This window comes from Tundrisphaera macrotermitis, from assembly GCF_051175315.1.
GTDB lineage: Bacteria > Planctomycetota > Planctomycetia > Isosphaerales > Isosphaeraceae > Tundrisphaera.
The window spans coordinates 2,290,133-2,310,378 of record NZ_CP195100.1; the positions used below are offsets into that span (position 1 = coordinate 2,290,133).

Sequence of the window (20,246 nt, forward strand, 5' to 3'; positions counted from 1 at the left end):
CGCGAGGAGATGGGGGTGGCGATGCAACTCGGCCTGTTCGGCGGCACGTTCGACCCGATCCACGTCGGGCACCTGATCCTGGCCGAGACCTGCCGCGAGGCGCTCGGTCTGGACCGGGTCTGGTTCGTGGTCGCGGGCTCACCGCCCCACAAGCCGGGCGGCCGGACCGCCGTGGCCCACCGGATCGAGATGGTCCGGCTGGCGATCGCCGGCAACCCGGCCTTCGAGGTTTCCGAAATCGAAGCCAAACGCCCCGGGCCCCATTACAGCGTCGAGACCCTGGAGGCGATCCGCCGCGACCGCCCCGAGGACGACCTGTCGTTCCTGATCGGCGCCGATAGCCTGGTGGACCTGCCCCAATGGCGCGAGCCGGGGCGGATCATGGAACTGGCCCGGCTGGTGGTGGTCAACCGGCCCGGCTTCGAGCCCCCTCCGTTCGACCCGCCCCCCGGTGCCCGGCCGATCGCCCGCATCGACGTGCCGCCGATCGGCATCGCATCGCACGCGATCCGCCGGATGCTCCGCGAAGGCCGGAGCGCCCGCTACCAGATCCCCCACGCGGTCAAGGCCTACATCGACGCCCACGGCCTTTACCGAGCCGAGGACCCGACCCGATGAGCACCCACACGCCATCCACCTCCTCCGAGATCGAGTATCCCGACAGCGACGGCGAGCCGATGGCCGAGAATACCCTCCAGTTCCGCTGGATCGTCACCATCCAGGGGGGGCTGGACGCCCTGTTCCGCGATCGGCCCGACGTCTTCGTCGCCGGCGATCTCCTCTGGTATCCGATCGAGGGGGACAACAAGACCCGGATGGCCCCCGACGCGATGGTCGTCTTCGGCCGGCCCAAGGGGTATCGCGGGTCGTACATGCAGTGGGTCGAAGACGGCATCGCCCCGCAGGTCGTCTTCGAGGTCCTGTCCCCCGGCAATCGCCCGGCCGAGATGAGCCGCAAGCGGGAATTCTACGAGCGGTTCGGCGTCGAGGAGTACTACGTCTACGACCCCGACCGCGTCACCCTCCGGGGTTGGCTCCGCGACGGCGAGACCCTCCGGCCGATCATGCGGATGGAGGGCTGGGTCAGCCCCCGCCTCGGCGTCCGATTCGGGCTCCGGGAGGAACTGGAGATCTACCGGCCCGACGGCCGCCCGTTCATCGACTTCCTGGAGACCGACCGGCAACGCCTGGAGTTCGAACGCGAGGCCCGCCTGGAACGCCTCCGCGCCGAGGAGGCCGACGCCCGCGCCGAGGAGGCCGACTCCCGCGCCAGGGAGGCCGACGCCCGCGCCAGGGAGGCCGACGCCCGCGCCGAGGAGGAGCGTGCCCGTTCGGCCCGCCTCCTGGCGAAGATGCGCGAGATGGGGATCGATCCGGAGAGCCTCGACTGATCGGGCCGGCCACGGAAGTCGGCGAGCCGTGCCGGGGGCGGGGGCCGTCGGTTGTGATACACTGATCGGGTCGGCGGGGCGACCTGCCCCGGCAGATCCGGGACCTTGCGAGAGCACCTTCCGCCATGCGCGTCTTGTCCGGCATCCAGCCTTCGGGCCCGCTGCACATCGGCAACTACCTCGGGGCGATCCGCCAGTACCTCGAACTCCAGCGCGGCAACGACGCCTATTTCTTCGTGGCCGACTACCACGCGCTGACCAGCGTCCGCGATGCCGCCAGGCTGCGGGGGTACGTCTTCGACGTGTTCGCGGACTTCCTGGCGTTGGGGCTCGATCCGGAGGTCGCTACCCTGTTCGTCCAGTCCGACGTGCCCGAGGTCGCCGAACTCGCATGGCTGCTGACGACCGTCACCCCGATGGGCTGGCTGGAGAAGTGCGTCAGCTACAAGGACAAGGTGCAGCAGGGGTTGCCCGCCGAGCACGGCCTGTTCGCCTACCCCGTGCTCCAGGCCGCCGACATCCTGCTCTATGACGCCGACGTCGTGCCCGTGGGCCAGGACCAGAAGCAGCACCTGGAAGTGACCCGCGACATCGCCGAGCGGTTCAACCGGACCTACGGCGAGGTCTTCACGATCCCCAAGCCGTACATCCTGGACAGCGTGGCGGTCATCCCCGGCATCGACGGCCGGAAGATGAGCAAGAGCTACGACAACACGATCGAGATCTTCGACGACCCCAAGACGATCCTCAAGAAGTGCAAGAAGATCGTCACCGACAGCACCCCGGTCGAGGCCCCCAAGGACCCCGACACCGACGCCCTGTTCCAGCTGTTCGCCCTGTTCGCCTCCGATGCCGATCGGGAGGAGGTCGCCCGCCGCTATCGGGAAGGGGGGATCGGCTACGGCGAGGTCAAGCAGCGGCTGGCCGCCGACATCGCCGCGCGATTCGCCGAGGCCCGCGACCGCCGGGCCGATCTGGTGGCGCACCCGGAGCGGGTGGCCGAGATCCGTCACGCGGCGGCGGCGAAGGCCCGGGCCACGGCCCGGGCGACGCTGGCTCGCGCCCGGGCGGCGTGCGGGCTGGGCTGATCGGGGTCACTCGTCCCGGCCGTGGACCTGCGCGGGGGGATGGGTCGCCTCGACGGCGGAGAAGGTCTCGAGGATCTTGTAGGTGTGCGAGGCCCCCCGGGGGACCACCCAGGAATCCCCCGGTTCGAGGATGACGACCTGCCCGGCCAGGTGCAGCTCGGCCTTGCCGGACAGGACGTAGCCGACGGTCTCGTAGTCGCGGGCGGCGGAGGGCTTGGGCTCGCCCGCGGCCTCGTCCTCCCAGAGCCTCATGGAAAGGTTCTTGCCCGAGGCGAGATAGCGCTGGCCCATCTCCCCCCGGGGGGAATGCGACGAGCTGACCTTGATAATCGTGGTGTCGGCCATGAGTTGCATCTCCTGGATCGTTCGGACCTGGGACGACTCGGGCGGGAAGCGGCGGGGATGATCCGGGCAAATGGCGTGCCCCGGCCGGGATCGGGCGGACGCGTGATCGATCGGGATTGACCGGGATGAAGATCGGGCCTATCCTCCGACGCTTCGGAGGCAGGGAGGGCCGCGCGGAAGGATTCGCGGGCCCGGAAGACCACCCAGGGAGGGGGATGCATGCGGCGTCGGGCCGTCATCGCCGGTGGTTGCCTCATCCTCGCCCTCCTTCCCGGCTGCGCCGGCTGGCGGTCGAGGCGCGACGCCGGGGCCGATAGCCCGGCCCAGGAGGCCCGCCGCCAGGAGCTGAGCCAGGACGCCACGGCGGCGATGGACAGCGGCCAGTACGATCGGGCCCGGCCCGTGCTGGAGACGCTGGCCGCCGAGTCCCCCAAGTCGGCCGAGCTGCACTTCCGGCTCGGCAAGGTGAAGCAGCTCCAGGGGGATCTCGGCTCCGCCGAGGTGTCTTACCTCCGGGCCTTGACCTTCGACCCCCGCTACGTCGGCGCCCTGATCGGCCTGGGCCAGGTCTCCGCCCGCCTGGGCCGCCACCCCGCCGCCCTGGAGCGGTTCGAGACGGCCATCGAGGTCGACCCCAACCAGCCCGAGGCCCATTTCGCGCGGGGCCAGTCGCTGGAGGCCCTGGGCCGGACCGACGACGCGCTGGCCGCCTACTTCCGCTCGCTCGAACTCGACCCCGGATCGGCCCCGGCCATCCTCCGGATCGCGACCCTCCAGCTCGGCCGGGGCCAGCCCGATCAGGCGCTGGTCCGGCTCGATCAGGCGGTGGACCTGGCCCCCGACGATCCCGAGGCCCGCCACCAGCGCGGCCTGGCCCACCTGGCCCTCAAGCACGCCGGCCCGGCCATCGCCGACCTTTCCTCGGCCGCGGCCCGCCTGCCCGACCGGCCCGACGTCCTGCTCCACCTCGCCCAGGCCCTGGAGGCCGATCGCAAGCCGTCGGAAGCCCTCCAGGCGGTCGAACGATCGCTCCGCCTCGACCCGACTTCCACGATCGCCCGCGACCTGTCCGACCGCCTCCGCCGCTGACCGGCGGGGCGGGCGTGTGCAGGGCGGGTGATCTTCGCGACGATCCCCAGGAATGCACGAAGCCGCCCCGACGTCGATACCGATCGTCGGGGCGGCTGGGATGGATCGGAGCAAGCCCGCATCAAGGGCGGATCAGGCTTGCCCGCGGGTCAGAACGAGTCGGCCGACAGGATCTCGCCGCCGGCGCGGGTGCCCAGGGCCCAGATCACGTTGTTGGCCGTCGTATTCTTGAGGAACCGGACCGAGCCGTCCCCCAGGAGGATGTTCGCCCCGCCGGAGTGGTTGCTGCTCATGTTGAACATCCCGGCCGCGGACAGCGTGTTGGCGTTGCCGGCGCTGCAGCTCACATACTTGGAGTTGGGGGGCAGGAGGGTGCTGCCCAGGGTGTAGCCGACCAGCCCGAAGGCCCAGGATTCGCCCTGGATCGGCGTGTAGGCCGCCCGCTTTGTCGCCACGGCGGCGGTGCAGTCGGTGATCCACTGCTGGAAGGCCGGGGTGTTCAGGGCGGGCATGATCTCCGTGCCGGCCTTCTGTCGGCCCGTACCGGCGGGGGGATCGCCGAAGAACACGATGTCCGTGGCGGGCGTGACGACACTCTGGTTCCCGGTGCCATTCTTGAACTCGGCGAAGGCGATCGTGTTGCTCGACCCATCGGTGATATCGCGAAGGCCGATCGGCGAGCCGGTCACCTGGAACACCCCGTTGGGCGGCCCGCCTGCGTTGTCCGCCTTCCATTCGATGCCAGCCCCATAGGAGGCGAAATAATTATTGCCGGCCGCCCGCAACTTGTTCTGTGAGCTGATCCAACTCGGCTCGATCCCCGACGGGCAGAGGAATGTGGCCACCCTCGCGGACGTGAAGGTGGAGTTTATCTGCGTTACGGTATCATCGCCTTTCGCCGCGAGCGAGAAGTTCGCCGCGTTGTACAGGGCCGACTGCTCCATGCCCGGCAGGAGACGGGCGTGGGCGCTGAAGCCGTGGGGATCGGCGGCCGTCCCGTTGGCGAGCCGACCCTCCAGGCCGCCCGGGGGGAAGCAATCGTTGGTCTGATGGTAGTTGTGTAACGCCAGGCCGAGCTGCTTGAGGTTGTTGACGCACTGCATCCGCCGGGCGGCCTCGCGTGCCGCCTGAACGGCCGGCAGCAGCAGGGCGATCAGCACCGCGATGATCGCGATGACCACCAGCAATTCGATCAGGGTGAAGCCACGGCGGGGATGATAAAGGGTGGATCGGCGAGGCATGAACATAATTCGGCTCCGGGGGCGTCCGATGCGGGCCGGCCCCCGGCACGGATTCGCCGTTGGATTGGGGCTTCAACGGCCGTCGTGATGACGATCTTTTAAATGGGTGAGATGGGCGTCAGGATACTCGTGACCTGTGGCGATGGGAAGGTTAAGGGCTTACGGAATCCCGAAGAAACATCTGATGTTCCCTTGCCTCAACAAATGTGGGGGACTGGGCCCTGTGGTCGCCATCCCCACCCTAGGACGGCCGTTCGACCGGGCTCGTCACGAAAGGTGGCTGTGGGTGGCGATCGGCGTCACCAGCGTTTATCGTGGCGCGTGCCGCGTCGCCCGCGCCCGGACCTCCGTCCCACCCTCCCCAGTCATCGCCAGATCGGAAGGCCCGAGGATGACCCTACGCCCGACACTCGCAATCGCTTGCTTGTTATTCTATGCCTCGGCCTGCCGGGGGGGCAGTCCTCCGGCCCCGGCCCCGGACCGGCCGAACATCGTCCTGATCTTCGCCGACGACCTCGGCTGGCGAGACGTGGCGTCCAACAGCGACGGGTTCATCGAAACCCCCAACCTCGACCGCCTCCGATCGCAGGGCATGAGCTTCACCTCGGCCTACGCCGGGGCCGCCAACTGCGCCCCGAGCCGCGCCTGCCTCCTGTCCGGCCAGTACACGCCCCGGCACGGCGTCTACGCGGTGGGCGACACCGATCGCGGCCCGAAGGACAAGTTCCGCCTCGCCCCCGTGCCGAATGCGCAGGGGCTGCGGTCTGACATCGTCACCGTGGCCGAGGCCCTGAAGGGCCAGGGCTACGCGACAGGCCATTTCGGCAAGTGGCATCTCGGCTCGGACGCCCGGGGCACCGGGCCGAAGAGCCAGGGCTTCGACGTCAGCCCGCCCGAACTGGTCCCGGCCCGAGACGGCGGCGACGATGACGACGAGGACGAGAAGCCCGGGCCCTCCCGCAAGGGGGCCAGGAAGGAAGCGGCCAAGGGCGCGAACCCCGACCCCAAACGCACCGTCTCGATCACCCGGGCCGCCTGCGACTTCATCGAGACCAACAAGGATCGCCCGTTCTTCGCCTACCTCGCCCACCACGCCATCCACACCCAGCTCCAGGCGAAGGAGTCGACGCTCGCCCGGTTCCGGGCCAAGGCCGACGCAACCAACGTCCCCCACGTCGCGGCGCTCTATGCCGCCTGCACCTACGACCTGGACGCCAGCGTGGGCGTGCTGCTGAAGAAGCTCGAAGACCTCGGGCTGGAGCGGAACACCCTGGTCATCTTCACCAGCGACAACGGCGGCACCCCCGCCTCGATCAACGAGCCCCTGCGGGGGGCCAAGGGGGCCTACTACGAGGCCGGCATCCGCGAACCCTTCTTCGCCCGCTGGCCGGGCCGGATCGCCCCCGGGTCGCGGTGCGACGTCCCGATCATCAACCAGGATCTTTATCCGACCTTCGTCGCCGCGGCCGGCGGCACGCCCGCCCCGGCCCTCGATGGCGCGAACCTCCTGCCCCTGTTCGAGGGGAAGGGGACGATCGACCGCACGTCGATCTTCTGGCACTTCCCCGGCTACCTGGACAAGCCCGTGCCCCGGGGCCGCGACCCGTTGTTCCGCACCCGCCCGGTGACGGTGATCCGCAAGGGGGACTGGAAGCTGTTCCTCTACCACGAGGAATGGGTCCTGGACGGCGGCCGCGACGCCCTGGCCACCAACCACGCCGTCGAGCTCTACCGCGTCGGCCAGGACATCGGCGAGCGCGAGGATCTGGCCCAGAAGGAGACCGCCAGGCGGGACGAATTGCTGGGTGACCTGCTCGGGTGGATCAAGTCGACCGACGCTCGCCTGGCCACCCGCAAGTAGGCCGGAAGACCTCGGGCGATTTGCGTGGCGTGGCGTCCCCGGCTTGTTTAACATCGGGCGGAGATGCGGGACGAGGATCCTGAAATCGAGGGGCGCATGGATCAAACGCGGTCGGCGGCCGGCATCGATCGACGGACCTTCCTCCTGGCGTCCTGCGCCGGGATGGCCGGCTTGGGCCGGTCGGCCTCCGGTGCGGCGACGGGGCAGGGCACCGCCCGCTCGACGATCCTGTTCTTCCTGTGCGGCGGGGCGTCCCAGATCGACACCTGGGACATGAAGCCCGACGCCCCGGCCGAGTATCGGGGGCCGTTCCGGCCGATCGCCACCTCCGCGCCGGGGATCCGCCTCTCCGAGCACCTGCCGATGCTGGCCGAGCAGGCCCACCACCTCGCGGTGGTGAACTCGGTGGGGGCGACGGTCAACACCAACGACCACCACGCCGGCTACTACTACAACCTGACCGGGCACGTCCCGGACGTCAGCTTCCTGACCCTGGCCAACAACCGCACGCCCCAGCCCGACGACTGGCCGTATCTGGGCTGCGTGGCGGCCTCGCGGCGGCCCCAGCGGGCCGACCTGCCCAACGCGATCACGCTGCCCCACCGCCCGAGCCAATCCCCGTACACCCGGCCCGGGCAGTTCGCCGCGAGGCTGGGCGTGGAGCACGACCCGCTCTACGTCAACGGATCGGTCGAGCGTCCCCTCCGGTTCGAGGCCCCGGCCCTCAGCCTGGAAGGGAACGTGACGGCCGCCCGCCTCCTCGATCGCCGCTCCCTGATGGCCGCCGTCGACTCCGCCCGCTGCGACCTCGATCTCAACCCCCGGGTCCGGCTGTACTCGGCCCACCAGGAACGGGCTTTGGGCCTGCTCGGCTCGTCGCGGACCGCCGCGGCCTTCGACCTCTCCTCCGAGCCGGCGAGCCTCCGCGCCCGCTACGGCGAGACGGTCAACGGCATGAGCCTGCTCCTGGCCCGGCGGCTGGCCGAGGCCGGCGTCCCGTTCATCACGGTGTTCTGGAAGGAGAACGAGAAGATCGCCGCCAAGTGCAAGAGCGGCGGCGGCTGGGACACCCACGGCAACAACTTCAACTGCTTGAAGGACAACCTCCTCCCCGAGTTCGATCGCGGCTTCTCGGCGCTGGTCGCGGACCTCGCCGGCCGGAATCTGCTCGATCAAACCCTGCTGCTGGTCACCAGCGAGATGGGCCGCACCCCCAAGATCGGCGACATCCGCTCCGGCGGGGCCTCGGGCGCGGGCCGCGACCACTGGACCCACTGCATGAGCGTCCTGCTGGCCGGCGGGGGCATCCGGGGCGGCCAGGTCTACGGGGCGAGCGACCGCCTGGGCGAACGCCCCGCCAACCGCCCGGTCACGCCGGCCCACATCGCCAAGACGGTCTACCACGCGATGGGCACCGGCGACCTCCAGGCCACCGACCGCGACGGCCGCGTCTTCAACCTCCTGGAAGCCGGCGAACCGCTGCTCGACCTCTTCTGATCCGGACGAGGGGCCGGCCCCCGGCCCGGCGAATGTCGCCTACTCATCCGGGGCCTTCGCGCGCGACCCGACGCTTCGGCGAAGGTCGTCGGGTCGCGCCCTGGACATCAGGTACGGATGATTGTTCAATAGCCGTGCCGCGAGCCCATGCGAGGGGCACTCGTCGGCGAATCTTGACGACACTTCATCGATCCCTAATCACAGATCCCGGGCGGGGAAACGTCCCAGCGGGGTCGGAGGCTTGCGCCATGTACCGTCCGAATCGTCGGTCGAACCGAGGGTTTACCCTCATCGAACTCCTCGTGGTCATCGCGATCATCGCGGTGCTGATCGCCCTGCTGCTGCCGGCCGTGCAGGCGGCGCGAGAGGCGGCCCGCCGGATGCAGTGCACCAACAACCTGAAGCAGTTGGGCCTGGCCTCGGCCAACTACATGGACGCCAACTCCTGCCTGCCGCCGACCGGGACCGACGCGAGCCGGAACCCCAACGACTTCTCGATGAAGATGAAACTGCTGCCCTTCCTGGAGCAGCGGGCGGTCTTCGATACGTTCAACGTGTCGACCGTCTTCAATAATGTCGCGAACTGGACCGGCACCTGCACCTCGGTCAATGCCTTCCTCTGCCCCTCGGACCCGTATCGCTGCAACCGGAATATGTCAGCCTCGCCGGGGATGGCGTATGCCTTCGGCGAGTGCAACTACGCCAACAATCTGGGGACCTGCCCGTCGCTCACCAGCGGCACGATGGACGGGCCGGCCTACTCGTTCAGCCCGCAAAATCCCCAGATCTCGTCGCCCGTGACGATCGCGTCGATCACCGACGGCACCTCGAACACGGTGATCTTCAGCGAGATGCTCCGGGGCAATAACACCTCGGCGCCCGGCCGGAACGCCACCTACACCACATCGATCACCTATTCGTTCCCCACGGCGCCGCCGCTCCAGAACAACGACCTCCTGGCCACCGTCCAGGCCCTCGCGGCGACCTGCCAGGCCGCGACGACGGTCAACAACTACACCACCCGCGGCTTCTCCTGGGTCCAGCACAACTGCGGGCTCGGCGGCGGCTACAGCCACATCATGACCCCGAACAAGAAGTCCTGCCAGTTTGCCGGGCAGAATAACTATCCCGGCATCAAGGAAGCGACCCTGTTCGGTGCCACTTCGGCCCACCCGGGCGGCGTCGTCGTGGCGCTGCTCGACGGCTCGGTCCGCTTCGTCAAGGACACCGTCAACCCGGCCACCTGGATCGCCGTGTCGACCAAGGGGGGCGGCGAGATCATCAGCGCCGACAGTCTCTGAGCCCACATCCGGCGCCGCGACGAGAGAAACGTACCCAAGAGGAAGATCTCATGACCCCGAAGCCTTTCCGCCTCGCCCTGATCCCGGCCGTCGCCCTGCCCCCCTTCCTGGGCCTCGCCCTCCTGAGCGGATGCGGCGGCGATGATGGCACGCACAGGCAGGTGCCGTTGACCGAGGAGAACAAGGCGAACATCGCCGCCGAGAACGCCGCCTCGGAGCAGGCCGCGGCCAAGAAGACGACCAAGGGCCAGCCCTGACTGCAAGACCTCGGGAAGACCGAGAGCCCGATCGACGGATCGTCTCCAAGCGACCGCCCCGCCGGATCATCCCGGCGGGGCGGTTGCGTTTCCTCGTCGTAGCGATCGGCGCGATCAGCTCCCGGACCGATAGTGGCCCCGGACCGTCTGCACGGCGTGGTGCCAGCGGGCCGAGGCGGCGGTGCGCCAGGCCTCGTCGCGGGCGGGGGTGAAGGCGCGGCCGTTGGCCTCGATCAGCGCGGCGGCCTCGTCGGGCCCGGAGAAGAGGCCGATCCCCAGGCCGGCCAGGAGGGCGGCGCCCAGGGCGGTCGACTCGACCTGCGAGGCGCGGAGCAGGGGGAGGCCCAGCAGGTCCGCCTGGAACTGGAGGAACGGGTCGGACCGGGCCATCCCGCCGTCGGCCCGCAGGTCGCGCAGGGGCATCTTCAGGTCGGCGTTCATGGCGTTGATCAGGTCGGCCACCTGGTAGGCGACCCCTTCCAGCGTGGCTCGGGCGAGGTCGGCGACCGACGTGGCGCGGGTCAGGCCGAAGATCGTCCCCCGCGCGTCGGCGTCCCAGTGCGGCGCGCCCAGGCCGGTCAACGCCGGGACGAACAGGATGCCCGAATCGGGGTCGGCCTGCTCGCACAGGACGTCGGCCTCGGGGGCGGCCCCCACCGCCTTGAGCCCGTCGCGGAGCCACTGCACGGCCGCCCCGGCGATGAACACCGACCCTTCCAGTGCATATTGCGGGGGCCCATCCCCCAGGCCCGCCGCCAGCGTCGTGATCAGGCCGTGGGTCGACGGCACGGCCCGCTCGCCGGTGTGGATCAGCAGGAATGCCCCGGTCCCGTAGGTGCACTTGGCCTGGCCCGCCGCCAGGCAGCCCTGCCCGGCCAAGGAGGCCTGCTGGTCGCCGGCCACTCCGGTGATCGGCAAGCCATCGGGCAGATAGCCCAGACCCTTTGTCTTGCCGAAATCCCCGACGCTCGGGAGGATTTCGGGCAATATCCCGGCCGGGACCGCGAAGAAGCTGCAAAGGTCATCGGCCCAGGTCAGCGTGCGGAGGTCCATCAAGAGGGTCCGCGACGCATTGGTGGCGTCGGTGACGTGGCGTTCCCCGCCGGTCAGGTGCCAGATCAGCCAGGTGTCGACGGTCCCGGCCGCCAGTTCCCCGGCCTCGGCGCGGCGACGGGCATCGGGGACGTTGTCGAGCAGCCAGGCGTACTTGGTCGCCGCGAAGTAGGAATCGAGCACCAGCCCGGTGCGTTCGGAGACCCAGGCTTGACGATCGCGGTGGCTCTCGCAGAACGGCGCGGTGCGGCGGTCCTGCCAGACGATGGCCGGCCCGATGGCCTGGCCGGTCCGGCGATCCCACACGATGGCCGTCTCGCGCTGGTTGGTGATGCCGAGGCTCGCGATCCGATCCGCGCCGATGCCCGCCTCCTCCAGCGCCTGGACGACCACCGGCCCGACCGAATCGACCAACGCCTTCGGATCGTGCTCGACCCACCCCGGCTTGGGGTAGGTGGGGGGGACCTCGACCTGCCCCTGGCCGACCGGCCGGAGCCGGTTGTCATAGACGACCACGCGGGTGCTGGTCGTCCCCTGGTCGATCACGAGCAGATGGTCACGCGCCATGACGAAGGGCTCCGAATCGCAGATAAGACGGGGAAGGCCCACATCTTACCCGCACCGACCGCCGATTGCTCCGGTGTTATGATCGATCCCGGCCTCGCCCTTCCGGCGGGCCGAACCTTGAGGGGCTGAGCCGATGGAACCGACGACATTCGCCCTGTTCGCCCAGCACATGAACCGCGAGGTCATCGTTTGGGACGGCCACCCCTTCACCCCGGGGGCGGCCGTCGCGATGTTCGCGATGCTGATCCCGATCGTCATCGTGCCGACCGCGATGATCATCCGGTCCTCCCAGAAGAAAAGGGAGATGGAGCATCGGGAACGGATGAAGGCCCTGGAATTCGGCCGCACCCTGCCGGGAGATGAGTCGGAGTGGTCGCCGATGCGGGTCGCCACCAAGATCGGCGCGGGGGTGCCCCTCGGCCTGATGGGGATCGCCTGGCTGACTAGCATGACCGTCCGCGACCGCGACGTGATCCAGGCCGCCTGGGTCGGGGGCGGGGCCATCAGCTTCATCGCCGTGATCTGCGGGGCGATCCTGGCCCTGAGGGCGTTCGGCCTCGACCATCGGCTCCGGCTGGCCCAGGACGAAGCGGCCCGCAAGCCGACGTTCGACCCGGACGCCTATGATCACGTCGGCACGCGGGGCTGAGACCATCGCGCGGCCCCGGAGGCGGCCCACACGGCCATCACCGGCTCGATCGGCAGGTGGAACCGCGCCGAGACGATCGTCAGGGCGTGGAACGCGGTGATCAGCCCCGCCGCCAGGAACGTCGGCCCCAGCCGCCGTCGCAGGTCGCGCGGGGCCAGCACCACGCCCAGCACGGCCAGGGCCGTCAGGCCGAGGTGGCTAACGCGGTAGAGCCGGTTCCGCGTCTTGGGGTTGGTCTCGTCGAACAGGATGAAGTAGCGGAGCCGGCGCAGGCAGAGCCGGGGATACCGGGTCGGGTCGGCCCGGAGGTCGTCCAAAGCCTTGCGGAACAGGTAGCGGGATCGGGCCGGCTCGGTCATCGCCGCCATCGTGCGATAGTCGTCGCGGGTCAGGGCGATGTCGTCGAGGTAGCCGGCCTCGTGGCGGGCCCGCCACAGCGCCCGGTTCTGGTCGCGGAGCGAGCCCCCGGCCCCCTCCAGGATCGGCTCGACCGACGCCCGCACCACCTTGTCGGTCCCCTCGCTCAGGGCGCAGTTGCCCTGCCAGAAGGCATAGCCGAACGAACTCTTGACCGGCACGAACTCGCCGTGGACCAGGGCATTGCGGACCACCCAGGGCGCCACGCCGATCGCGCAGGTCAGGCACAGGACGGCCAGGGGCCGGATCGACCCGCGCCACCCCAGGCCCCGGACGGCCGCCCAGGCCATGCCGAAGGCCACCAGCCCCAGGATCGGATCGGTCAGCGCCAGGATCGCCAGCCAGGTGCCGGCCGCGATGGCATCGCCCGTCCGGCCGGTCCGGCCCAGGCGATAGCCCCAGGCCAGGCAGCCGGCCACCAGGGCCGCGGCCATCGACGCGACCTGGATGTGCGTGGCCGCGTAGACCAGCGTCGGGTGGACGGCGACGATCAGGCCGCCAAGATAAGCGACGATGGGGCGGCCGGGCGCGACCTCGGCGGCCAGCATCGCGACGGCGAGGACCAGCACGCCCCCGAGCACCGCCTGGGCCAGCTCCAGGATGAGCAGGGCGCGCGGGGTGCCGGCCCCGCCCAGGGCATAGGCCCCCGCCACCGCGACCGGATACAGCGGTGCCTGCTGCGAGGTCGGGCCGTCGGCCCCCAGGAACATGACCGAGAACCCGCGTCCGGCCAGCAGATTCTCGGCGATCTCGCCGTGCTCGTAGGTGGCGTGCCGGACCTGGTGGCCGCCGAGCACGAAGATGGCCGCGACCCGGGCGGAGATGGCCAGGACGATCAGGGCGGTCAGGACGCGACGGTCGGGCATCCGGCGGGCTCGGCTTCGGGCGTCCGCCGGGACGGCCGGTGCATCCGGCCGACGCCCCGTCGGTGCCGGGGATTTGGCCGGATCCCGCCGATCCGGTCAACCCGAGTCCGGGCCATTCAGGCCATCTGCATGGCGAGGGGGCGGGCGCGGCCGGCCTCGGCCGTCATCGCGGCGGCACGCCGGGGCTTGCGGGCCGCCGGGGCCACGACCGGGGCGTCGTCTTCGAGCTTGCGGACGGCGCGGACCTCGATCTTGCGGACCCACTCGCGGGTCACGCCCAGGCGTCGGCCGACTTCCTTGAGGGTCATCGGGGCGTCCCCGCCGAGCCCGAACCGGAGGGTGAGGATGGCCCGCTCGCGGTCGTCGAGGCGTTCCATCCGGCGGCGGAGCTGGCGGCGGTCGTCGGCCCGTTCCAGGGCCTCTTCCGGGGCCTCGCGGTCGTCGCAGGCCTCGTCGGCCGACCAGCCGTTCTCGTCGTCGGACGGCCCCTCGCCCCGGATCAGGCTGGCCCGCCGGGCCCGCATCACCATGTCGCGCTGGGCCTCGGTCAGGCCCAGCACGGCGGCCACCTCGTCGAAGCCCGGCATCCGGCCCTGCTCGCGGTAGAGGGTCCGCTCGGCCTTCCGCCACTTCGAGAGCAGGGTGACCATGTGGGCCGGCAGGCGGATCGTGGCCGTGGTGTTGGTCAGGGCGTGGCGGATGCCCTGCTTGATCCAGTAGCTCGCATAGGTGCTGAACCGGGTGCCGAACCGGGGGTTGAACTCCTCGGCGGCGCGGATCAGGCCGAGGTTGCCCTCGCCGATCAGGTCATCCAGGCTCATCCCCCGACCCGTGTAGTCGCGGGCGATCTTGACGACCAGCCGGAGGTTGGCCCGGATCATCCTCGAACGGGCAGCATCGTCGCCGGCGGCGATCCGTTCGGCCAGTTCGCACTCCTCGGCGGCCGTCAGGAGCGAGTCCCCCTGGATCTGGCCGAGGTAGATGTCCATCACGCCGCTTTCCTGGCCCTTGCGATCGTTGCGAGACATGGTGGCTGGCTCCCGGTCCTGCACTATTCGGGTCGGTCTGCTCGCCTTGAACCTCCTCATCGAGGATGTGGCGGCGGCCTTCAGCACTCCCATTGAGATCGCCGAAAATAACCGGCGGCTATTTTTTACAATTTCGAGATTTTCTCCCCGATCATGTCCTAAGCTTCCCGCGAAGGACCCGGCCTCGCCCGTCGAGGCGGCCCCATTCCAGGATGAAAGCCGATGATCGGATTATCTGGCGGCCAGGAGGAATCTTCTCGGCGCGACCGCGTGCCCGGCTATAATAGCGCGGTGTCGGAGTGTCGGGATGGGCGTGCCGCATCCGGGATCTCCTCGGACACGAGCCCGCCGCCGAGCTTCCGAGGGGGCCGGGCGATGGATGACGATGGTGTCGAATTCGCCGAACTGATCGCGCGCGTCCGGGCGCACGACGAGGCCGCGATCGCCGACCTGCTCCGCCGCTTCGAGGCCGACGTCCGGACGATGGTCCGCGTCCGGCTGCCGAAGGCGATGCGCAACCACTTCGACAGCATGGACTTCGTCCAGGCGATCTGGACGAGTGTGCTGGTCAAGAAGGGGGACGAGGTCGGGGAATTCTCCGACGCCGGCAAGTTCCGGGGGTTCCTGGCCGTGGTGGCCCGGAACAAAGTCTTCGAGGAGCATCGGCGCCTGAGCACCCTGAAGTACGACCTCGGCCGCGAGGAGCGGCTGTACGTCCGCCGCGGCGAGCGCGAGATCCCCAGGGAGGTCCGGGCCGCCGACCCCACGCCCAGCGAGACGGTGCAGGCCGGCGAACGGCTCGGGCAGCTCACCGAGGGGCGTTCCGCCCACGAGAAGCAGGTCGTCGAGCTGCGTCGCCAGGGGCTGACCTTCGAGGAGATCGCCCGCCAGCTCGGCCGCGACGAGCGGTCGATCCGGCGGATCATCGACGACCTTCGCAAGCGGATGGAGGAACGGCGATGGCAATGAACGACCGGGTCCGCCCCCGGCGATCGAACGCCCAGCGAGCGGCGGGCGGGCCGTCGCGGACGGCCCCGTCCCCGGACCCACGCCGTCCCCGGCCGCGCCGCTCCTGGAACGCGATGACACGCATCGACGCGGCCGGCCCGCCGCCGGGCCCGCTCGCCGACCTGGGGACCGTCCTCGAAGCCTTCACCGAGAGCTGGGAGCGCGGCGACCGCCCCCGCGCCGAGGTCTACCTGGATTGGATCTCGGCCGAGGATTCGGCCGAGCTGATCTACCACGAATATTGCCTGGCCGAGGCGTCGGAGCTGGACCCCGACCCCGACGAGTTCCTCCGCCGGTTCCCGGAACATGCCGAGGCGCTGAGCCGCCTGTTCCAGCTCCATTCGGCGTTCTCGCCCGAGGACCTGGCGGGCCTGGCCGGGCCGTCGGCGCTGCCCCGGGTGGGCGATGACATCGGCCCTTATCGCCTGGTCCGCGAGCTGGGGGAGGGGGCGTTCGCCCGCGTCTTCCTGGCCGAGCAGATCGACCTAGATGACCGCCTGGTGGTGCTCAAGGTCTCGACCCGGGCCACCGCGGAGCCCCGGCTGCTGGCCCGGGCCAGCCACACCCACATCGTCCCGGTGATCCGCCACGGCTCGACCGAAGACGGCGATCTCCACCTGGTCTGCATGCCCTACCTGGGCGGGGCGACGCTGGGGGACCTCCTGGCCGCCCGTCTCAAGGATGGCCGACGCCCCCGGACCGGCGCCGACCTGCTGGCCGACCTCGACCGGATCTCGGGCCCGGGCCACTTCGAGCGGGGGGGAGGGCGGCCGATCCGGGACTTCCTGGCTCGCTCGTCGTATGCCCAGGCGGTGGCCTGGATCGTCGCCCGGCTGGCCGAGGCCCTGGAGCACGCCCACCGCCGCGGCGTCTCGCACGGCGACATGAAGCCGTCCAACATCCTCCTGACGGCCGATGCCGTGCCGATGCTGTTCGACTTCAACCTGGCGGTCGACCGGCGCGACGACGACGCCGGGCCGGGGTCGGACGCGGGCGGGACCCTGGCCTACATGGCCCCCGAACGCCTCAAGGCGCTGGCCGGGGCCGGCGATGCCGGGCCGATGCGCTCCGCCGACCGCCATCGGGCCGACCTGTATGGCCTCGGGCTCGTCCTGCTGGAGGCGCTGACCGGGCGTCCCCCGGAACTTCCCCGCGACCGCCACCAGGGCCAGAAGGCGATGGCCTCGGCCCTCGCCGCGGCCCGAACCGTCGCGAGGCGCCCGCCCCGAGGCCGGAAGGGGCGGACGATCCCCCCGGCCCTGGGCGCCATCCTGGCCCGATGCCTGGCCCCCGACCCGGCCGATCGTTATGCCCTGGGCCGCGAACTCGCCGAGGACCTCGACCTCTGGTGCGCCGACCGTCCGCTCGCCTTCGCCGAGGAACCCCGCGTCGCGGGGCTGGCGACCTGGGCCCGGCGCCATCGCCTCCCCCTGATCGCCGGGGTCGCCACCCTGGCCACCGCCCTGGGGGCCGGCGGGTTCGCCTGGATGGCCATCCGGGGGTCGAAGGCCGATCAGGCCATCGACAAGCGGTCGTTCCTGGATCGGGCGGACGCCAACGCCTTCCTGTTCCACGACCTCGGCGACTGGGCGTCCGACGAGCATGGGGATGCGGCCGAGAACGCCCGGATCCAGCTCGGCCGCTATGACGTCCTGGGCCCGGGAGATTGGACCCAGCGGGACGACGTCCGGTATCTGCCCGAGCCCGATCGCGGCGATCATGAAGCCTGGATCGTCGAGCATGTCTGGCGCTACGCCGATGCGGTCGTCCGGGATCGGCCCGATGCGCGTAAGGATTGGGAGACGGCCGCCGCCCTGCTCGACCGGACGATCGCCCGCTTCCCCCTGGGGCCGCTCCGCGCGACCCGGGAAGTCCTGGCCGCCAAGGTTGGGCCTCCTCGCCCCGCCGCCCCGGGCCGGATCGAAGGCCCGGCGCCCGCGTGGATGGAATCCTACCTGAGCGGGGTCGCCGCCGAGCGCGACCACGCCCGGGTCGCGCTCGGGCACTATCGCGACGCCCTGCGGGCCCGCCCCGACACTTTCTGGGCCGACTACCGCGCCGCCGTGGTGGCCAGCCGGATCAACGACTATCCGGACGCCACCCGACATATCAAGCGCTGCCTGGCCCGACGGCCCGACAATCCCGCCCTGCACACCCAGCTCGCCTGCATGCTGCTCAAGGTCACCGAACCCCGACTCCGGCGGACCTTCGCATGGCAAGTCGACCCGGCGACGGCGGAAGGCGATCCCCTGGCCGAATGCGATCGTGCCCTGGAGATCGACCCCGAGTTCCACGAGGCCCTGGCCACCCGGGCCATGATCCTTCGGTCGTCGGGGCGGTGGGAGGAGGTCGAGGGCGACTTCCACCGCCACGGGCTGCTGACGCGATCCCGGGGCGAGTCGCGGACCCTGATGGCACGATTCCGGTCCCATTCCCAGCTCGGGTCGTCGTACCATCCGCCGACCCACCGGGGCGAGAAAGCCCTCCTGTCGCGGGCCCTGGAGGCGGCGCCCGGCGACGGCGACGTCCGCGCGATGATGGCCGCGAGCCTGCTCGCGGACGGGCGGGCCGACGATGCGATCGCCGCCTGCGATCGGATCCTGGAGAAGGATCCCAGGCATCTCCGGGGCCGATACATCCGCGCCCTGGCCCGGCACCAACTCAAGCATCCGGGAGCGATCGGCGAGTTCGCCCGCCTCATCGCCGACCCCCGCTTCGAAGAGGTCCTTCGCGAGGACCTGGAGGCGATCCGCTCCTTCCACTATGTCGCCACCGACCATCTGAAGGGGGGCCGGTTCGGCCCGGCCTTGGAAGTGGCCCGGACGGGCCTCGCCCACCTCGACCGTTTGGGCCTGAGATCCGGGGCCGGCTCGTTGCTCGGGGAATCCCACTACCTGATCGCCCGGATCCATGCCTCGGCCCCGGACGCGTCGGATCGGCTCCCCGCCATCGCCGATCACCTGGGCCGGGCCTTCGAAGAGCATGCGTCGTTCCGGGATGGTTGGTTCGCCACCGACGTCCGGTTCAACGCGATCCGCGGGCGGCTCCAGGTTCCTCTCGTCGAGTGATCGGGGCGAAAACGCCCCGCGTGCGAGGGAAATGAGGCGAACCCTCCGGGCCACGAATGGCCCGGAGGGTTCGACGTTGTCACGGCACCGGCCGGCCCGCATCGCGAGTGGTCCGGGCGACTTGGGCCTCCCGGTGCCGGCCTCGGTCACGATCGACGGGCGAGCTCGGCCCGACGATCGGCGTTCATCAGGCGGGTTCCCCCGGCCCACCCGGGAACGAAGGGGTGGAGATCGGCGGGTCGCCGCTGCCCGGCGGGGGGGCCGCACCGTCCCCGCCCGGCGTCAGGGGCTCGGGATCCCCCGGGACCGGGTGGCCCGGATTCCGGATCGGCGGGAGTTCCTCGGCGGAGGCCGCGGCATCGAGCGAGATCTCGTAGTTGACGGAAGTGGCCTCGGCGGATTCGCTCTCCTGCTGGAAGGATTCGATCGAAACTTCTGCCATGACGGGCATGCCCATGCTGGAAGGATTCAGTTTGCGCTCAAGGGCTTCGGGGGCGAAACGAGGGTTGCGAAACCGACGCATTTTAGTTTTGTCTTTCATCTCTTGGGGAGAGACCGGACCGTCCTGGACCACTCGCCATACAACATCGTGCAAATCGCCAATCTTGCGCATACAAAATTCGTCCCGCTTGCGGGATTATCAAAAGTTTTTTCCAGGCACGACCCCGCGTGGGCGGCCCTTGCCCGATTCGCGCGGCGCATGGGGGAGCATCCCGGGCCGAGGCGGCCGGGTTCTCGGGAACATCGGGTTTCATCGCGGATCAAGCGGTGATCGGGGAGCGGCGGCGTCGAGACGCGACGAGATCCTTGGCGGGGCAGCCGCCGCACGACCCTCCCCCGGATCCGCACCCTTGGCTCCCGCAACCGGCGGATCCGCAGCCGGCGGGTTCCGCCTCAACTTCCTCGGCGGCCGGCTCCGGCTCCGTGGCATCGATCCCGGCCGGTTCGAAGACGACGTCGAGGCCGAGCCGGATTTTCAGCGCGGCCACCATGCCCGCCGCATCGAGCTGGTGGGGGCCGAAATAGAGGAGGACGGTGCGGCCATCCATCAGCGATTCCACATCGATCAGGTCGATGGGCCAGGCCCCTTCCTCGAAGATGGCCCGGCAGGCCTCATACCGGCGCGGGGCGTCCAGGGCCGCGCTGGCCGCCAGTTCGAGGTCGGCGGCGTCGGCGGCCCGCAGGATCCGGGCGGAGGAGGGGGGGGCCTCGTCGTCGGGGGCGTCCAGCAGGACCTCGCCCAGTTCCGTACCGCGATGGGTGCGGATGACGACCGCCTGGCCGCGAGGGTGGGCCTCCGTGGCCGCGAGACGCCCGATGGTGCGGGCGACGCCATAGCGGACCAGGTAGGTTCGACCCATCGTCTCGCTCCGATCTCGGATCTCGGGGAAGGTGCGGGCCGATCGCCCGCGATTTCAGCATAACGGCCGCCGCGACGCCGGTGCAAGGCGGGCTGCCCGCCGAAACGGGGTGCTTTGGCGCTCGCAGATTCGCGGCCCGGCCCTATAATTCCTCCGCGT

Annotated in this window: 18 protein-coding genes; 11 read left to right on the forward strand and 7 right to left on the reverse strand. The window is 70.3% G+C overall.

The features are described 5' to 3' along the window. Window positions 1-21 precede the first annotated feature (21 nt). From nadD to trpS, 3 genes are all read left to right on the forward strand, one after another. A complete protein-coding gene (nadD, locus tag TA3x_RS09295) occupies window positions 22-618 on the forward strand; it encodes a nicotinate-nucleotide adenylyltransferase (protein WP_435022325.1) in 597 nt (198 codons plus the stop codon). Then, window positions 615-1,391, forward strand: a complete 777-nt coding sequence (locus TA3x_RS09300; protein ID WP_435020495.1) for a Uma2 family endonuclease — start codon at window positions 615-617, stop codon at window positions 1,389-1,391. The genes nadD and TA3x_RS09300 overlap by 4 nt, the downstream gene beginning before the upstream one ends. 125 nt (window positions 1,392-1,516) lie before the next feature. Next, entirely contained in the window at window positions 1,517-2,479 is a 963-nt protein-coding gene (gene trpS, locus TA3x_RS09305; RefSeq protein ID WP_435020497.1) for a tryptophan--tRNA ligase, read from the forward strand. Window positions 2,480-2,485: 6 nt separating this feature from the next. On the opposite strand, the gene TA3x_RS09310 is transcribed toward trpS, so the two are convergent. Beyond that, window positions 2,486-2,824 carry a cupin domain-containing protein gene (locus tag TA3x_RS09310; protein ID WP_435020499.1) on the reverse strand — a complete coding sequence of 113 codons (339 nt, stop codon included), beginning with the start codon at window positions 2,822-2,824 and terminating at the stop codon, window positions 2,486-2,488. Between the two features lie 219 nt (window positions 2,825-3,043). Between TA3x_RS09310 and TA3x_RS09315 the strand changes: the two genes are divergently transcribed. Further along, on the forward strand, window positions 3,044-3,913 hold the full coding sequence (locus TA3x_RS09315; protein WP_435020501.1) for a tetratricopeptide repeat protein: 870 nt from the start codon (window positions 3,044-3,046) through the stop codon (window positions 3,911-3,913). A 149-nt stretch (window positions 3,914-4,062) separates the two neighbouring features. Here TA3x_RS09315 and TA3x_RS09320 read toward each other — a convergent pair whose 3' ends face one another. Further along, complete coding sequence (locus TA3x_RS09320; RefSeq protein ID WP_435020503.1) at window positions 4,063-5,154, reverse strand: DUF1559 domain-containing protein; 1,092 nt, start codon at window positions 5,152-5,154, stop codon at window positions 4,063-4,065. A gap of 424 nt (window positions 5,155-5,578) precedes the next feature. On the opposite strand from TA3x_RS09320, the gene TA3x_RS09325 reads away from it, so the two are divergent. The 4 genes from TA3x_RS09325 to TA3x_RS09340 all read left to right on the forward strand — a co-directional run bounded on the left by TA3x_RS09325 (window position 5,579) and on the right by TA3x_RS09340 (window position 10,070). Beyond that, window positions 5,579-7,015, forward strand: coding sequence for a sulfatase (locus tag TA3x_RS09325; RefSeq protein WP_435020505.1), 1,437 nt, complete (start codon window positions 5,579-5,581; stop codon window positions 7,013-7,015). A gap of 96 nt (window positions 7,016-7,111) precedes the next feature. Further along, window positions 7,112-8,512: a DUF1501 domain-containing protein gene (locus tag TA3x_RS09330; RefSeq protein ID WP_435020507.1), complete on the forward strand. Its 1,401-nt coding sequence runs from the start codon at window positions 7,112-7,114 to the stop codon at window positions 8,510-8,512. Window positions 8,513-8,760: 248 nt separating this feature from the next. Next, entirely contained in the window at window positions 8,761-9,813 is a 1,053-nt protein-coding gene (locus tag TA3x_RS09335; protein ID WP_435020508.1) for a DUF1559 domain-containing protein, read from the forward strand. A 50-nt stretch (window positions 9,814-9,863) separates the two neighbouring features. Then, window positions 9,864-10,070 (forward strand): hypothetical protein, encoded by a 207-nt coding sequence (locus TA3x_RS09340; protein WP_435020510.1) that lies wholly within the window; start codon window positions 9,864-9,866, stop codon window positions 10,068-10,070. Window positions 10,071-10,184: 114 nt separating this feature from the next. Here TA3x_RS09340 and glpK read toward each other — a convergent pair whose 3' ends face one another. After that, window positions 10,185-11,690 (reverse strand): glycerol kinase GlpK, encoded by a 1,506-nt coding sequence (gene glpK, locus TA3x_RS09345; protein WP_435020512.1) that lies wholly within the window; start codon window positions 11,688-11,690, stop codon window positions 10,185-10,187. 133 nt (window positions 11,691-11,823) lie between these two features. On the opposite strand from glpK, the gene TA3x_RS09350 reads away from it, so the two are divergent. Next, window positions 11,824-12,339: a hypothetical protein gene (locus TA3x_RS09350; protein ID WP_435020514.1), complete on the forward strand. Its 516-nt coding sequence runs from the start codon at window positions 11,824-11,826 to the stop codon at window positions 12,337-12,339. Here the strand turns inward: TA3x_RS09350 and TA3x_RS09355 are convergent. Continuing rightward, entirely contained in the window at window positions 12,318-13,622 is a 1,305-nt protein-coding gene (locus TA3x_RS09355; RefSeq protein ID WP_435020516.1) for a hypothetical protein, read from the reverse strand. The genes TA3x_RS09350 and TA3x_RS09355 overlap by 22 nt on opposite strands. A gap of 116 nt (window positions 13,623-13,738) precedes the next feature. Continuing rightward, window positions 13,739-14,650: a sigma-70 family RNA polymerase sigma factor gene (locus tag TA3x_RS09360; RefSeq protein ID WP_435020518.1), complete on the reverse strand. Its 912-nt coding sequence runs from the start codon at window positions 14,648-14,650 to the stop codon at window positions 13,739-13,741. Window positions 14,651-15,025: 375 nt separating this feature from the next. Between TA3x_RS09360 and TA3x_RS09365 the strand changes: the two genes are divergently transcribed. Both TA3x_RS09365 and TA3x_RS09370 read left to right on the forward strand, forming a co-directional pair. Continuing rightward, window positions 15,026-15,619 carry an RNA polymerase sigma factor gene (locus TA3x_RS09365; RefSeq protein WP_435020520.1) on the forward strand — a complete coding sequence of 198 codons (594 nt, stop codon included), beginning with the start codon at window positions 15,026-15,028 and terminating at the stop codon, window positions 15,617-15,619. 113 nt (window positions 15,620-15,732) lie between these two features. Beyond that, the gene (locus TA3x_RS09370; RefSeq protein WP_435020522.1) at window positions 15,733-18,726 is read left to right on the forward strand and encodes a protein kinase domain-containing protein; all 2,994 of its coding nucleotides are present in this window, start codon (window positions 15,733-15,735) and stop codon (window positions 18,724-18,726) included. 187 nt (window positions 18,727-18,913) lie between these two features. On the opposite strand, the gene TA3x_RS09375 is transcribed toward TA3x_RS09370, so the two are convergent. After that, on the reverse strand, window positions 18,914-19,339 hold the full coding sequence (locus TA3x_RS09375) for a hypothetical protein (RefSeq protein WP_435020524.1): 426 nt from the start codon (window positions 19,337-19,339) through the stop codon (window positions 18,914-18,916). Between the two features lie 148 nt (window positions 19,340-19,487). Further along, a complete protein-coding gene (locus TA3x_RS09380; protein ID WP_435020526.1) occupies window positions 19,488-20,087 on the reverse strand; it encodes a PSP1 C-terminal domain-containing protein in 600 nt (199 codons plus the stop codon). Window positions 20,088-20,246 lie beyond the last annotated feature (159 nt).